Origin of the sequence: Marinobacter shengliensis, from assembly GCF_003007715.1 — a bacterium.
Taxonomy (GTDB): domain Bacteria; phylum Pseudomonadota; class Gammaproteobacteria; order Pseudomonadales; family Oleiphilaceae; genus Marinobacter; species Marinobacter shengliensis.
The window spans coordinates 101,043-116,028 of sequence record NZ_PXNO01000007.1 but is presented as its reverse complement, the minus strand read 5'-3'; the positions used below and the strand labels follow the sequence as shown (position 1 = coordinate 116,028).

Here is a 14,986-nt window from a genome sequence, read left to right as displayed (position 1 = left end):
TTCGAGGTTAAAAAACCTTATGCCAGTCGTGGATCATATTGTGCCATTCTACCGGTGAGGGCCACCGCCTGCCACCCGAAAACACGCCGCCTTCGGGAACTGCGGACAGGTTGGGCAAGTTATAATGCTTATGCCATTATAGAGGCTCGGCCACGGCCTAAACCCGATCTGCCTCAATTCTACGGCAGAACAGAACATACTCTGACGTACTGCCGACAGCACACGGGAAGTTGCATGCAAAAATCCGCACCGTATCTGGTTACCAGCCTGCTGGCCTTCACCATTGCCGCCCTGCCCGGCTGCGCCAGCTTTTCCGAAACAACAGAACCAAAGGCTGATGAACCTACTCCCATAGCGGTCACCCCGACGCCACAGGAAGAGATTCGTTATGCGGATTTCGAGCCGGAGGTGCTTTACCAACTTCTGGCGGCGGAGATTGCCGCCCAGCGTGGGCGCTATGACGTAACCCTGGTCAACTACCTGCAGGCAGCCAAAACCTCAAAGGACCGCGGCGTCATCACCCGTGCCATGCGCATTGCCCAGTCCCTGAATGCCGATAACGCGCAGCAGCAACTGGCAGACCTATGGCTACAACTGGAGCCCGACAACCTGCTGGCACACCGGGTTTCCGCGATTCAGGCGGTCAAACGCCAGGATCTTGAAACCGCGCTGGTCCATATGGAACGCATTATGGAGCAGGGAGAGGACGCGGACTTTGACAGCCTGGCGGCGATGTCTGCCAACCTGCCACCGGCCCAGCAACGGGAGTTGCTGCAGCTCTACGAGCGACTGGCTGAACGGCATCCGGACAATCCCGAGCTTGAGTACAGCATTGCCCTGCTCCTGAAAATCACCGGCGCCCCGGAGCAGGCCCTGGAGCGCATTGAGCGGCTCACCAATCAGCAACCCAACTTCCAGCCCGCCATCGCACTCAAAGGCGACCTGCTGCACCAGACCGGTCAAACACGAGAAGCCCTGACTTACCTGACCACAAACACCCGGCGATTCCCGGCCAACCGGCAACTGGGCACGCTTTACGGCCGTATCCTGATTAACGAGGGAGAACTTCAGGCTGCCCAGGACGAGTTCGAGCGACTGGTCAAACGCTACCCCCAGACCCCGGGACTGCGGCTGTCGTTCGCTCTGGTTGCCCTGGAAAATCGTCAGCCGGAGCTGGCAAAAGAGGAGCTTACGGAACTGATCGAACAGGGCCACCACACCGATGAAGCCAGCTACTACCTTGGCCGCATAGAGGAGGATGCCGGCAACATCACCCATGCCATCGGCTACTACATGAGCGTGGAAGGCGGCAATTACTTCTTTCCGGCCCTCGCCCGGGCAAGTGAACTGCAAGCCGAGACCGGGGATCTGGATAGCGCACTTGCCAAGATTGATACATTGAGGGATTCAAACCCTGGACAGGCTGAAAATTTCTGGCTCCTTGAAGTCAACCTGCTGCTCGACCAGCAGCGCGAACAAGACGCCATGGCAGCCGCCAACCATGCCCTTGAGGCCTTTCCTGAAAACATTCAGATCCGCTACGCCCGGGCCATGCTGCACGACTCTCTGGGCAACACCGAACAGGCGGAAGATGACCTCAGGGCCATCTTATCGAGTCAACCAGACAACGCGGTGGCGCTGAATGCGCTCGGGTACATCCTGACCATTCGCACCGAGCGCCTGGATGAAGCCCGCAGTTACATCGAACAGGCCCTGGCCCTGGATCCGGACAATCCCGCCATTCTCGACAGCATGGGCTGGGTACTGTTCCGCCAGGGCGACACCGAAGCCGCCCTCGAATACCTGGCTGACGCCTGGGCCGCCTACCCGGACCCGGAAGTAGCCGCCCATTACGGCGAAGCCCTCTGGGTCAGCGGAAATGAAGAACAGGCCCGCGTTATCTGGGAGGAAGGCCTGGAACAGGATCCGGACCACGACATTCTGATTGAAACCATCCAACGCCTGACCGGCAACGGAAACTCCTGATGTTGAAGAATTTATTCGCCGCCCTGCTGGTACTGAGCCTGCTGGGCGGCTGTACCACCATTCAGCTGGAACCACTCCCGGAAGGCATGACCGACCAACCCCCAGCCAACTGGGCTGAACAGTCCCGCACACTGGGTCAATTCAATCACTGGCAGCTTTCCGGGAAACTTGCGGTGCGCCAACCATCGGACAGCGGCACCGCAGTCATTAATTACTGGGAACAGCAAGGCGAGCAATACGACCTGGCGCTATCGTCGTCCTTTCTCGGAATGGGTAGCACCAGCCTGCGCGGAACACCGGGATTTCTCGAACTGCAACTGGCTAACGGCGACACCTACCAGTCAACGAACCCGGAACAGCTCGTACAGGCCGCAACTGGCTGGCAGCTGCCCATCGACAACCTGGCCTGGTGGATTCGTGGCCTGCCGGCACCAGACGGCAATTTCCGGTTATTGTTCGATGACCAGCAACGGCTAGCCATCATTCGCCAGGACGGCTGGGAAATCCGCTACGATCGCTGGCAGGCGTTCATTGATGACCTGCCTCAGCTCCCCGCCCGAATCACCGCCCTGAAGGACGACAAGCGCGTTCGAGTGGTGATCAGTGACTGGCAGAGAAAGGACTGAGCACATGAGCAACAGCATTACCCTGCCCTCGCCGGCCAAGCTCAACCTGTTCCTGCACATCGTGGGCAGACGACCCGATGGCTATCACGAACTGCAAACCCTGTTTCAGTTTCTCGATTACGGCGACGAGATCACCTTCACCCTGACCCCGGGGGATGCCCGCATACGCCTTGAGGAACCGGTTCCCGGGGTACCTGACAACGACAACCTCATTATTCGCGCAGCCCATGCCCTGGCCGAACGCGCCAGCCATGCATTGCCCGGCGTGACGATCCGCATTCAAAAACGACTTCCCATGGGCGGCGGCCTCGGTGGCGGCAGCTCTAACGCCGCGACCACCCTGGTGGCACTTAACCACCTCTGGGAACTGCATCTTGATGAAGACGAGCTTGCCGAGCTGGGCCTGGATCTGGGCGCCGATGTGCCGGTGTTCGTTCGCGGCCGCTCCGCCATTGGCGAAGGGGTGGGCGAAAAGCTCACGCCCGCCAATCCGCCGGAAGACTGGTTTGTGGTCCTCAAGCCTGACTGCGAAATAAACACCGGGAAGATTTTTTCGGAAGAAGGGTTGACAAGGGACACCCCAAAAATGAAAATAGCGCCCGCTTTTGAGGGAGACGCCTCGAGGTACCGAAACGACTGTGAGGATGTAGTTCGAAAACTGTATCCTGAGGTTAACAAGAGCCTGGAATGGCTTTCACAATTCGGACCTGCAAGATTAACCGGAACCGGGGCTTGCATTTTTGGACGTTTCCCGACAGAATCCGCAGCCCGGATTATCTGGGAAAGCAAACCCTCCGGCATCACGGGGTTCGTAGCTAAAGGGGTGAACCATTCACCTCTGCACAAAAAGCTGACAGAGCTGAAATGATGCCAAGAAAGCACGATGATATTGGGGTGTCGCCAAGTGGTAAGGCAACGGGTTTTGATCCCGTCATGCGCAGGTTCGAATCCTGCCACCCCAGCCACCTTTCTCCCGCTTCTTCTGAATCAAACGCCGATACTGAGAAGGATGCTGTCGTGTCCAAATTGATGATCTTCGCTGGCAATGCCAACCCTGAACTGGCGCGCGATATTGCCAGGAAACTGCATATTCCCATGGGCCAGGCCACCGTTGGCCGTTTCAGCGATGGTGAGACCACCGTTGAGATCAATGAAAATGTTCGTGGTCACGACGTTTTCATTATCCAGCCCACCTGCTACCCCACCAACGACAACCTGATGGAACTGATCGTGATGGCCGACGCCCTGCGCCGCGCTTCCGCCACACGGATCACCGCCGTTATCCCTTACTACGGATACGCCCGCCAGGATCGTCGCGTTCGCTCTACCCGGGTAGCCATCAGCGCCAAAGTGGTTGCTGACATGATTTCCAGCATCGGCGTCGACCGTGTGCTGACCGTCGACCTCCACGCTGACCAGATTCAGGGCTTCTTCGACATCCCGGTGGACAACATCTACGCCACCCCGGTGTTGCTTGAAGACATCGAAAAGCAGCGGTTCGAAAACTTTGTCGTGGTATCTCCGGATGTAGGCGGTGTTGTACGTGCCCGCGCCGTTGCCAAGCGTCTGGATGATGCCGACCTGGCCATCATCGACAAACGCCGCCCGAAGGCCAACGTTTCCCAGGTTATGCACATCATCGGTGACGTCAAAGACAAAACCTGCATTCTGGTTGACGACATCGTCGATACCGCCGGCACCCTGTGCAAGGCAGCCAACGCCCTGAAAGAGCACGGCGCCTCCCGCGTAGTCGCCTATATTACCCACCCGGTGCTGTCCGGCCCGGCTGTCGAGAACATCAACAACTCGGAGCTGGACGAACTGGTGGTGTGCGACACCATTCCACTGGGTGACAAAGCCAAAAATTGTGCTAGAATCCGCCCCCTCAGCATGGCTGGACTGCTTGCGGAATCGATTCGTCGCGTGAGCAACGAAGAGTCCATCAGCGCCATGTTTGAGAACGTCTGAACGGGCCAAGCTCCGTAACACTCAGACTTTAAAGGCAGTTTTCGGGTCGGGAGTCCAACAGGGCTCCCGAATCTTTTAGTCGATCGGAAAAATCCGGTCATTCAAAGAACTCATCTGTCCCGAGCCTGGTCGCGGGCCGTTCAGATGAACAACGAGGTACATACCATGTCTCAGGAATTCCTTATTGAAGCATTTCCTCGTGACGATCAGGGGAAAGGTGCGAGCCGCCGCCTGCGTCGCGAAGAGCGTAAAATCCCGGCCATCATCTACGGTGGCGGAAAAGACGCAACGCCGGTCTCCATCTGGCACAACGAGCTGAAAAAGGCCCTCGAAAACGAAGCCTTCTTCTCTCACATTCTGACCATCGACATTCAGGGCAAAAAAGAAAGCGTGATCCTGAAGGATCTGCAGCGCCACCCGTACAAGCTGCTGCTGACCCACGCCGACTTCCTGCGCGTAGACAAGGATCACGAGATCCACGTTAACGTACCGCTGCACTTCCTGAACGAAGACACAGCGCCGGCGGTTAAGCTTCAGGGTGGTATTGTTTCCCACACCATGACCGAAGTGGAAGTTATCTGCCTGCCGCAGAACCTGCCTGAGTTCATCGAAGTTGACCTGACTGACGTCGCCATGGACCAGGTTGTCCACCTGAGCGACCTGAAACTGCCGAAAGGCGTTCGTGTTGCTGCCCTGCTGCAGGGTGAAGACCACGACCAGCCGGTTGCCTCTATCCACAAGCCGAAAGGTGCCAAGGCGGACGACGCCGCGGACGCCGAAGGCGAGGAAGGCGGCGAGGAGTAATCACTCCGGGGGCAAAGGCGAATGGCACAGGATATTGTCATGGTGGTTGGCCTGGGAAATCCCGGCGCCGACTACGAGAATACCCGCCACAACGCCGGCGCCCTGTTCGTCGAAGCGCTGGCCCGCCATGCGGGCCAGACGCTACGCCCCGAACGGAAGTACCACGGGCTTTACGCCCGCATTCAGTGGCAGGGTCTCGACCTGCACCTCCTGAACCCCAGCACGTTCATGAACCGCAGCGGCATTGCCATCAAGGCCCTGGCGGACTTCTTCAAGATCTCTCCTGAACAGATTCTGGTTGCCCACGACGAGCTCGACCTGCCTCCCGGCACGGCCAAACTCAAGAAAGGCGGCGGTCACGGTGGTCATAATGGCCTGCGGGACACCATTGCCCACCTCGGCACCAACGACTTCCAGCGACTACGCCTTGGCATCGGCCATCCCGGCGACAGCCGTAAGGTCACCGGCTTTGTACTGGGCCGGCTCGGCAAACAGGAAGCCGAGCAACTGGGCGCCGTGTTCGACGAAGTCATGCGAGTATTACCAGAAGCCGCCAACGGCAAACTGGCTGCTGCTATGAACCGGTTACACAGTTTCAAACCGACCCCCTGAGCAAGGCACATCCCCTTACTCGCACCCGTACCGATACCCCGGTATAATCCGCCCAAATTTTTCAGTTCCAGCAGAGGCATTCCATGGGATTTAACTGCGGCATCGTCGGCCTTCCCAACGTCGGCAAATCTACCCTGTTCAACGCACTGACCAAAGCCGGCATCGGCGCAGAGAACTTCCCGTTCTGCACCATCGAACCCAACGCCGGCGTGGTGGCCATGCCCGACCCACGCCTGACCAAACTGGCCGAAATCGTAAAGCCCGAGCGAGTCGTGCCCACCACCATGGAATTTGTCGACATCGCCGGCCTGGTCGCCGGCGCCTCCAAAGGCGAAGGCCTGGGCAACCAGTTCCTGGCCAACATCCGCCAGACCGACGCCATTGCCCATGTAGTGCGCTGCTTCGAAGACGGCAACGTCATCCACGTGGCCAACAAAGTTGACCCGGCATCTGACATTGAAGTGATCAACACCGAGCTGGCGCTGGCCGACCTGGACACCGTCGAGAAAGCTATCAAGCGCGTGCAGCGGGTAGCCAAGAGCGGCGACAAAGAGGCCAAGGCCCAGCTGGAAATGTTCGAGAAGCTGCTGCCGGTGCTGAATGAAGGCAAACCGGTGCGCAGCATGGGCCTGGACAAAGACCAGATGGCCCTGGTACGCGAGCTGTGCCTGCTCACCGTCAAGCCCACCATGTACATCGCCAACGTGAATGAAGACGGCTTCGAGAACAACCCACACCTGGACAAGGTTCGCGAAATTGCCGCCTCAGAGAATGCCGTGGTGGTGCCCATCTGCAACAAGATGGAAGCCGAAATCTCCGAGCTGGAAGACGAAGAGAAAGCCATGTTCCTGGACGAAATGGGCATGGAAGAGCCCGGCCTGGACCGCGTGATCCGCGCCGGTTACGGCCTGCTTGGCCTGCAAACCTACTTCACCGCCGGCGTAAAAGAAGTTCGTGCCTGGACGGTTAAAATCGGTGCCACCGCACCGCAGGCTGCCGGTGTTATCCACACCGACTTCGAGCGCGGCTTCATCCGCGCCGAAGTCATCAGCTACGACGATTTCGTGCAGTACAACGGCGAAGCCGGCGCCAAGGATGCCGGCAAATGGCGCCTGGAAGGCAAGGAATACATCGTTAAGGATGGCGACGTAATTCACTTCCGGTTTAACGTGTAATTTTTCCGGATTTTTGGCCCCAAAGCCTTGACACCTTGGGCCCAAATACCGAAAATACGCGCCTCGTTTGGGGCACGCCCCGATCGAAATGGCAAGGTAGCTCAGTTGGTTAGAGCACAGCACTCATAATGCTGGGGTCGGCGGTTCGACTCCGCCCCTTGCTACCAGTATTCTTAAAAGCCCGGTTCGAAAGATCCGGGCTTTTTTCGTTCTGGCCCAACCCCGTTGAGAGCCCGATTGCGTGTTTTACAGCACAGGATAGCAGCCATGCCGGAATCCCTCGTGTCAGGACTGTCGCTGGATCGCCTCGAGCGCATCAGCCGGCACTTTGAACAGAACTACATCCAGCCCGGCAAGCTACCCGGTTTTGCGGCACTGGTTGCGCGACACGGCAAGATTGTCTGGAGTGAGGCCCAAGGGCTGAGAGATGTAGAGCGCAACCTGCCCATGGAACGGGATACGGTGTTCCGCATCTACTCCATGACCAAACCCATCACCAGCATCGCGATGATGCAGCTGTACGAACAGGGTAAATTCCTGCTGAACGACCCAGTGCACAAATACATTCCCTCCTGGCGCAACCTCCGGGTGTACAAGGGTGGCCGCTACCCGGATTTCAAAACCGAGCCGGCAACCACCACCATGACCATCCGGGACCTGATGACCCACACTTCGGGGTTGACTTACGGTTTCACAGAAAGAACGGAAGTGGATGCCGCCTACCGCCAGCTGAAGCTGGATGGCAGCTCCATCCTGACCCTGGACAAGCTGGTGGATCGGCTGGCCGACCTGCCACTGGAGTTTTCGCCAGGGACCGCCTGGAACTACTCGGTGTCTACAGATGTGATCGGCTATCTGGTCCAGCTGCTCTCCGGCCAACCCCTGGATGACTATTTCCAGGAGCATATATTTAAACCACTGGGTATGACCGAGACGGGCTTTCAGGTGCGCCCGGACCAGCAAGACAGGTTTGCCGCCTGCTACCTGCATCAACCCGGCGACACCATGAAACTGCAGGATGACCCGCAGCGCTCGAAGTATCTGAAGCAGCCCCGTTTTCTCTCTGGCGGTGGCGGGTTGGTCTCCACCATTGATGACTATTACCGGTTTGCCCAGGCCTTGTGCCAGGGTGGCGAGTATCAGGGCCAGCGGATTATCGGGCGAAAGACCCTTGAGTTCATGCGCCTGAACCATTTGCCCGGGGGCAAGGATCTGCCGGCGCTCTCCATTGGTGGCTTCAGCGAAACGCCCTACGCGGGCAGCGGCTTCGGGCTGGGCTTTTCGGTCAAAACCGATGTCGCCAAATCCGCCACCATCGGCTCAGAAGGCGAGTTCGGCTGGGGTGGGCTGGCCAGCACCAGTTTCTTTGTCGATCCGGTGGAGGACATGGTGGTGATTTTCATGACTCAGCTAATGCCCTCTTCCTCTTATGCGATACGTCAGGAACTCAGAGCTCTGGTATACGGAGCCCTGGACTGATCTGTGGCGATTGACAGGCATCATCCTCTTCTGGAAACCTCTGTGCCATACTTCAGGGCCTCAAACCAATAACGAACAAACTACCAGCAAGGAATGTTGTGATGAAAGCGGAAACCCTCGCACTGCACGCCGGCTTCAAGAGCGACCCGACCACCAAGGCCGCCACCACACCCATTTACCAGACCACATCCTACACCTTCGACGACACCCAGCACGGTGCCGATCTGTTTGATCTTAAGGTGCAAGGCAACATCTATACCCGCATCATGAACCCCACCAACGCGGTTCTGGAAGAGCGCATGGCGGCGCTGGAAGGCGGTATCGGGGCCCTGGCCGTGGCCTCCGGCATGGCTGCGATCACCTATGCCCTGCAGACCATCTGTAAAGTGGGCAATAACATCGTCAGCACCAGCCAACTCTATGGCGGCACCTACAACCTGTTCGCCCACTCCCTGCCCAACCAGGGCATCGAGTGCAAGATGGTGCCCCACGATGATTTTGCGGCGGTGGAAAACGCCATCGACGACCAGACCCGCGCCCTGTTCTGTGAGTCTATCGGTAACCCGGCCGGCAACGTGGTGGATATCCAGAAGTGGGCGGAGATTGCCCACAAGCACGGCATTCCGCTGATTGTCGATAACACCGTCGCCACCCCGTTCCTGTGCCGACCGTTTGAGCATGGCGCCGATATCGTCATTCACTCCCTGACCAAATACATCGGCGGCCACGGCACCACTGTAGCGGGTATTGTGGTGGATTCCGGCAAGTTTGACTGGAAAGCCAGTGCCGACAAGTTCCCGATGATGAACCAGCCGGACCCGTCCTACCATGGTGTGGTTTACACCGAAGCCCTGGGCGAAGCCGCCTTTATCGGCCGCTGCCGGGTGGTGCCATTGCGTAACACCGGGTCTGCCCTGTCGCCATTCAACGCCTTCCTGATCATGCAGGGCCTGGAAACCCTGGCCCTGCGCATGGAGCGCCATTGCGACAACGCCCAGAAGGTTGCCCAGTTCCTGCAGGATCACCCCGCCGTGGAGTGGGTGAACTACGCCGGCCTGGCCAACAGCCCCTACAAGGCCACCTGTGACAAAATCTGCGGCGGCAAGGCCTCCGGTATTTTGAGCTTTGGCATCAAGGGCGGCCGCGAGGCCGGCGCCAGGTTTATCGATGCGCTGGACATGATCCTGCGCCTGGTAAACATTGGCGACGCCAAATCCCTGGCTTGCCACCCGGCCACCACCACCCACCGCCAGCTCAACGCAGACGAGCTCAAGAGTGCCGGTGTCAGTGAAGACCTGGTGCGCCTGTCTATCGGCATTGAACACGTAGACGACATCATTGCCGACATCACCCAGGCCCTGGACAAATCCCAGGCTTGATAACCATCAACCGGGTACGACCAAAGTCGTGCCCGGTTACCCCGTGATTGCCCGTATCTGCCTTGTAACTGCTCGCCCCGCCGATTAACCTTTAAGGTTCTCCATACCTTTTCTGCGAGAGTCTCCGGCCCAATGAGCGAAAGCGCAAAGCCCCGCATTACCAGTGGTTCCAAATTCCGTAACGAACACGGCTTTTCCGCCATCAAGGACGGCGTGAAACGAACGGCCGCCAGCACGGAAGACAAGCCCCTGGAGCGCAAGCCAAAATGGCTGAGAGCGCGTATGCCCGGTGGCGAACGTTACGATGCCGTGCGCCGGAATGTATCGGAACACCGCCTGAGCACCGTATGCCAGGAATCCCACTGCCCCAACATCGGCGAATGCTGGACCAACGGCACCGCCACCATCATGGTGATGGGCTCGGTGTGCACCCGGGCCTGTAAGTTTTGCGCGGTCGACACCGGCAACCCCAAAGGCTGGCTGGACCCGGAAGAGCCTGAGAACACCGCCAAGTCTGTGGAGCTGATGGGCCTGCGCTACATCGTTCTGACCTCGGTAGACCGGGACGATCTGGACGACGGTGGTGCCGCGCACTACGCCGCCTGCGTCTCTGCCATCAAACAGCGTACTCCGGAAGTGGCCGTTGAAGCCCTGACCCCGGATTTTGACGCGGTGATGAGCGACGTGGAAAAAGTGGTGGATTCCGGCCTGGACGTGTTCGCCCAGAACGTGGAAACCGTCAAACGCCTGACTCACCGCGTGCGCGACCCCCGGGCCGGTTACGAGAAAACCCTGAGCGTGCTCGCCCACGCCAAGAAGCACCGACCAGACGTACTTACCAAGACCAGCCTGATGCTCGGCCTGGGTGAAACCGAAGAAGAAATCCTGGCAACCATGGATGACCTGCGGGCCATTGGCGTCGACATTCTTACCCTTGGCCAGTACCTTCGCCCCACTCCCAACCATCTGCCGGTGGAACGCTACGTGACCCCGGAAGAGTTCAACCGTTACCGCGACATCGGCCTGGAGAAGGGCTTCATGGAAGTGCCATCAGGCCCCATGGTGCGCTCCAGCTATCGGGCTGACCGGGTGTTCGACAAGAACAACCTGGGGCTGGCCGTGCCCGACGTTCCGCAGGCGAGCAACGCCATGCAGATTCCCGTTAAAGCCATCGACTGAGGCGCCCATGCTGACACTGCTGCGCAATGCCCGGCTGAAGTACAAGTTCTGGTTGCTGAATATTGTAGTGTTTGCTGTGCTCTGCCTGCTGGTGCTTTACGCCATGCAGCTGATCGCTGACCAGTCTGGTGCGACCTTCTCACAGGTGTTTGCCGACACCGCACCGGGGTTTGCCCTGGTGGTTGCCGTGCTTATGGCACTTGAGATGGCCGGCTCCCAATTGCTGATTTCCTTTATAGAGCGGCACATACACCGCCTCAAAGACACCATGGTGTCGGTTCAGGCCAGCGGCAATCTCAGCGAGCGGGCCCCGGTGGATTCCACCGATGAGATCGGCGAGATGGCTACCGCGTTCAATGCCATGCAGGATCGTACCGTCGAGGTTGTTCGCAGCATGAAGGAGGCTATCGAACGGCTGAACCGGGAGGTTCAGGAACTGACGCTCGCGGCCGAATCCCGGCGAGATGATCTGGCCCGCCAACAAGCTGGCGCTGATCGCTCTGCCGAAGTGATCGAAACCATGCTGCAGAGTTTCGTCGGCATTGCCGAGCAGTCTGGCATTGCCAAAACCCTGTCCCACGAAGCCCGCGACACCGCCCTTGCCGGCCAGGAACGCGTGGGCAGGAGCGCCGACAGCATTCGCCAGCTGGAACAGGTTATCCGCAACTCCGCCAGCAGCGTCGAATCCCTGGCCGAGAACAGCCAGGCCATTGGCCAGACCATCACCGAAATCAAGGGTATTGCCGAGCAGACCAACCTACTGGCACTGAATGCTGCCATTGAAGCCGCCCGGGCCGGAGAGCAGGGCCGGGGCTTTGCTGTGGTCGCGGACGAAGTGCGCAAGCTGGCCCAACGGGTGCAGGACTCCACCGACCAGATCCAGACCAGACTGGACAAGCTGTTGGCCGCCATGAACACCTCGGTACAGCAGATGACCGGCAGTTCAGAGAGCGCTGCCCGCTGCGTGGAGGAGTCGGAACAGGGGCGCCAGGCACTGGAAGCCATCAATGAAGTGGTTACCCGCATTGACCGGACCAACCAGGAAATCGCGGATATGTCCGCCGAACAGACGGCCGGTACCGATGACGTGCTGGCCAATGTCCAGGGTATCCGGGACACCACCCAGAGCATGGTCACCCAGCTTTCCGACAGCGCCGAGATGACCCGTCGACTGAAACACCTGATCGAATCGCTCGAAGACGCCGCATCAAAGGTCAAAGTTCACTGAGGTTTGTGGCACACTCTGCAGTCGTTTTTCGCTGCAGAGTCCTGATACATGAACCGCATCGGTGCTTTTTACGATCGCTTTATCCTTCCCCACCCCTGGATTGTCCTGGTCCTGTTCGGAGCCATCCTGGCCCTGGCAGCCTTGCGCTTTGACCAGTTCCGGCTCGACGCCTCCGCCGAATCGCTGGTGCTTGAGAATGATCGCTCACTGGAAGAGTACCGGCAGGTAAACCGCACCTTCACTACCTCGGACGACTTCCTGGTGGTGACTTATACGCCCCACGAGCCACTCTTCACCCCGGAAGGCCTGGGCCGCCTCAAAGCCCTACGGGACGAACTGCAGGCGCTGGAAGCCGTGAGCTCGACCAACAGCATCCTGAACGTACCGCTGCTGCACAGTCCGGACCTGACGCTGGATACCGTCGACACTGAAATCAAGACCCTGGACGAACACGAGGTTGCCCCGGATACCGCGCGCCAGGCGTTGCTGGACAACCCCATGTACCCGAACCTGTTGCTCAGCGAAGATGCCGGCACCACGGCCATTCAGGTTAACCTGCCCACACCCGAGCGCTATTTCGAGTTGCTGAACCAGCGTGACAACCTGCGGGACAGGGTGAACTCCGGCAACGCCAGCGCCGATGACCAACGGCAACTGGAACAGGTCAGCCAGGAATTCATTCGTTACACCGAATTCCTGGGCAAGGAGAGGGATGCCACCATCAAGAAGGTCCGGGTGATCCTCGATAACCACCGGGAGCACGCCAGCATTCACCTGGGTGGCGTACCGATGATTGTGGCCGATATGATTCGCTTCATCCAGAACGACCTGTCTACCTTTGGCCTGGGTGTACTGGCGTTCCTGCTGCTGACTCTGGCGATTATCTTCCGGCAGTGGCGCTGGGTTCTGGTGCCCCTGTTGTGCTGTGGCTTTACCGTGTGGCTGATGATTGGCTTCCTTGGCTGGGCGCAATGGCCCGTTACCGTCATCTCATCCAACTTTATCTCCCTGCTGCTGATCATGACTCTGTCGCTCACCATTCACCTGATTGTGCGCTACCGGGAGTTCCAGCACGACGAGCCAGATGCTGCGCCCCGGGATGTCCTGCGCCGCACCGTCATGGCCATGATCAAACCCTGCTTCTATATGGCCATCACCACCATTGTCGCCTTCGGCTCCCTGACCTTCAGCGGCATTCGACCAGTGATTGATTTCGGCTGGATGATGACCCTGGGGCTATCCGTAGCCTTCATCATCACCTTCCTGGTGTTCCCTGCCCTGCTCAGCCTGCTGCCGCCCCCTTTGGACAGCCGGGTAACCTCGGACAGGATTCCGTTCACCGATGCCTTTGCCCGATTCACCGAGCGGTTTGGCGGCACCGTGCTAGTGGGCTCCGGGGTGATTGCCGTGCTGTGCGTGATTGGCCTGAACCGGCTGACCGTTGAGAACAGCTTTATTGATTACTTCAAATCCTCCACCGAAATCCACCAGGGCATGATCACCATAGACGACCGGCTTGGCGGCACCACCCCGCTGGACGTGGTGATTACCGATGAGCCGCCACCTGAGAACTACAGCGACGACCCCTTCGCCAGCGATTGCGACCCGTTTGTGGAAGACTGTGACGAAGAAGACTACCGGGACACCTGGTATACCTACCAGAAAATGCGCCAGCTTGGTGACGTGCACGATTACCTGAACAGCCTGCCAGAGACCGGCAAAGTGCTGTCGATCAGCACCACCCTGGACCTGCTCGCTCAGATCAACGGCGGTACGCCGCTCAACGCCGTTGAGTTGGCGTTTGTGCCCGCCGCGGTACCCGACGATTTACAGGACATCCTTCTGACACCCTATATATCGGAAGAGCAGAGCCAGGCCAGGTTCAGCATCCGAATTCTGGAAACCATGCCGGATTTGCGCCGGCAGGACCTCCTGAACCGCATACACAACCACCTGACAACGGAACTTGGCTACGCCCCGGAACGAGTCCAGCTCTCGGGTATGACCGTCATGTACAACAACATGCTGCAAAGCCTGTTCGACTCCCAGATAAAAACCATCGGGGTGGTTTTCGCAGCCATTATGGTGATGTTTTTGATCCTGTTCCGGTCACTCAAACTGGCTCTGATCGGCATGGCCCCGAACCTGATAGCGGCTGGCTCGGTGCTTGGGTTGATGGGCTGGCTGGGGATTCCACTGGATATGATGACCATCACCGTGGCGGCCATCACCGTGGGCATTGCGGTGGATGACACCATCCATTACATCCACCGGTTCAAGACCGAGTTAGCCAAAGACGGTGATTACCTGGCCACCATGCACCGATGTCACCGCAGCATCGGCCAGGCCATGTTCTTCACCTCGTTGACCATCATCTCCGGGTTCTCGATTCTGGTGCTGTCTAACTTCATCCCCACCATCTACTTCGGCCTGTTCACCGGCTTTGCCATGTTCATGGCCCTGGTCGGCGCCCTGACCCTGCTGCCAAGGCTGATCATCCTGTTCAAGCCTTTCCCTGCCCCATAATAAAAAACCCCGCCGGAGCATCGC

General features: G+C 58.7%; 12 protein-coding genes and 2 tRNA genes. All 14 read left to right on the top strand.

The genetic code is table 11. The features are described from left to right. Positions 1 to 234 precede the first annotated feature (234 nt). The 14 genes from C7H10_RS01770 to C7H10_RS01705 all read left to right on the top strand — a co-directional run bounded on the left by C7H10_RS01770 (position 235) and on the right by C7H10_RS01705 (position 14,962). Positions 235 to 1,986 (top strand): tetratricopeptide repeat protein, encoded by a 1,752-nt coding sequence (locus C7H10_RS01770; RefSeq protein WP_106693440.1) that lies wholly within the window; start codon positions 235 to 237, stop codon positions 1,984 to 1,986. Beyond that, positions 1,986 to 2,612 carry a lipoprotein insertase outer membrane protein LolB gene (gene lolB, locus C7H10_RS01765; RefSeq protein WP_106693438.1) on the top strand — a complete coding sequence of 209 codons (627 nt, stop codon included), beginning with the start codon at positions 1,986 to 1,988 and terminating at the stop codon, positions 2,610 to 2,612. The genes C7H10_RS01770 and lolB overlap by 1 nt, the downstream gene beginning before the upstream one ends. A gap of 4 nt (positions 2,613 to 2,616) precedes the next feature. Further along, a complete protein-coding gene (gene ispE / locus C7H10_RS01760) occupies positions 2,617 to 3,480 on the top strand; it encodes a 4-(cytidine 5'-diphospho)-2-C-methyl-D-erythritol kinase (protein WP_106693437.1) in 864 nt (287 codons plus the stop codon). Between the two features lie 22 nt (positions 3,481 to 3,502). Beyond that, positions 3,503 to 3,577 (top strand) — tRNA-Gln (locus tag C7H10_RS01755). 52 nt (positions 3,578 to 3,629) lie between these two features. Continuing rightward, positions 3,630 to 4,580 (top strand): ribose-phosphate diphosphokinase, encoded by a 951-nt coding sequence (locus tag C7H10_RS01750; protein WP_061333292.1) that lies wholly within the window; start codon positions 3,630 to 3,632, stop codon positions 4,578 to 4,580. A 165-nt stretch (positions 4,581 to 4,745) separates the two neighbouring features. Continuing rightward, complete coding sequence (locus C7H10_RS01745) at positions 4,746 to 5,384, top strand: 50S ribosomal protein L25/general stress protein Ctc (RefSeq protein ID WP_061333314.1); 639 nt, start codon at positions 4,746 to 4,748, stop codon at positions 5,382 to 5,384. Between the two features lie 21 nt (positions 5,385 to 5,405). Beyond that, positions 5,406 to 5,996, top strand: a complete 591-nt coding sequence (gene pth / locus C7H10_RS01740; RefSeq protein WP_106693435.1) for an aminoacyl-tRNA hydrolase — start codon at positions 5,406 to 5,408, stop codon at positions 5,994 to 5,996. 83 nt (positions 5,997 to 6,079) lie between these two features. Continuing rightward, positions 6,080 to 7,171 (top strand): redox-regulated ATPase YchF, encoded by a 1,092-nt coding sequence (ychF, locus tag C7H10_RS01735; RefSeq protein ID WP_061333290.1) that lies wholly within the window; start codon positions 6,080 to 6,082, stop codon positions 7,169 to 7,171. 90 nt (positions 7,172 to 7,261) lie between these two features. Then, positions 7,262 to 7,338: transfer RNA gene (locus C7H10_RS01730), tRNA-Met, on the top strand. Positions 7,339 to 7,438: 100 nt separating this feature from the next. Then, positions 7,439 to 8,650 (top strand): serine hydrolase domain-containing protein, encoded by a 1,212-nt coding sequence (locus C7H10_RS01725; RefSeq protein WP_106693434.1) that lies wholly within the window; start codon positions 7,439 to 7,441, stop codon positions 8,648 to 8,650. A gap of 101 nt (positions 8,651 to 8,751) precedes the next feature. Further along, on the top strand, positions 8,752 to 10,029 hold the full coding sequence (locus tag C7H10_RS01720; RefSeq protein WP_106693433.1) for an O-acetylhomoserine aminocarboxypropyltransferase/cysteine synthase family protein: 1,278 nt from the start codon (positions 8,752 to 8,754) through the stop codon (positions 10,027 to 10,029). Positions 10,030 to 10,161: 132 nt separating this feature from the next. Beyond that, a complete protein-coding gene (lipA, locus tag C7H10_RS01715; RefSeq protein ID WP_106693432.1) occupies positions 10,162 to 11,208 on the top strand; it encodes a lipoyl synthase in 1,047 nt (348 codons plus the stop codon). Positions 11,209 to 11,215: 7 nt separating this feature from the next. Then, complete coding sequence (locus C7H10_RS01710) at positions 11,216 to 12,436, top strand: methyl-accepting chemotaxis protein (protein ID WP_106693430.1); 1,221 nt, start codon at positions 11,216 to 11,218, stop codon at positions 12,434 to 12,436. 48 nt (positions 12,437 to 12,484) lie between these two features. Further along, positions 12,485 to 14,962 carry an efflux RND transporter permease subunit gene (locus C7H10_RS01705; protein ID WP_106693429.1) on the top strand — a complete coding sequence of 826 codons (2,478 nt, stop codon included), beginning with the start codon at positions 12,485 to 12,487 and terminating at the stop codon, positions 14,960 to 14,962. Positions 14,963 to 14,986: the final 24 nt, after the last annotated feature.

What these genes read in the sequence shown, in the direction of transcription:
- C7H10_RS01720 (WP_106693433.1), top strand. Translation starts at nt 8,752, where the DNA reads ATGAAAGCGGAAACCCTCGCACTGCACGCCGGCTTCAAGAGCGACCCG.
- pth (WP_106693435.1), top strand. Translation starts at nt 5,406, where the DNA reads ATGGCACAGGATATTGTCATGGTGGTTGGCCTGGGAAATCCCGGCGCC.
- lipA (WP_106693432.1), top strand. Translation starts at nt 10,162, where the DNA reads ATGAGCGAAAGCGCAAAGCCCCGCATTACCAGTGGTTCCAAATTCCGT.
- ispE (WP_106693437.1), top strand. Translation starts at nt 2,617, where the DNA reads ATGAGCAACAGCATTACCCTGCCCTCGCCGGCCAAGCTCAACCTGTTC.
- lolB (WP_106693438.1), top strand. Translation starts at nt 1,986, where the DNA reads ATGTTGAAGAATTTATTCGCCGCCCTGCTGGTACTGAGCCTGCTGGGC.
- C7H10_RS01710 (WP_106693430.1), top strand. Translation starts at nt 11,216, where the DNA reads ATGCTGACACTGCTGCGCAATGCCCGGCTGAAGTACAAGTTCTGGTTG.
- C7H10_RS01745 (WP_061333314.1), top strand. Translation starts at nt 4,746, where the DNA reads ATGTCTCAGGAATTCCTTATTGAAGCATTTCCTCGTGACGATCAGGGG.
- ychF (WP_061333290.1), top strand. Translation starts at nt 6,080, where the DNA reads ATGGGATTTAACTGCGGCATCGTCGGCCTTCCCAACGTCGGCAAATCT.
- C7H10_RS01705 (WP_106693429.1), top strand. Translation starts at nt 12,485, where the DNA reads ATGAACCGCATCGGTGCTTTTTACGATCGCTTTATCCTTCCCCACCCC.
- C7H10_RS01770 (WP_106693440.1), top strand. Translation starts at nt 235, where the DNA reads ATGCAAAAATCCGCACCGTATCTGGTTACCAGCCTGCTGGCCTTCACC.
- C7H10_RS01725 (WP_106693434.1), top strand. Translation starts at nt 7,439, where the DNA reads ATGCCGGAATCCCTCGTGTCAGGACTGTCGCTGGATCGCCTCGAGCGC.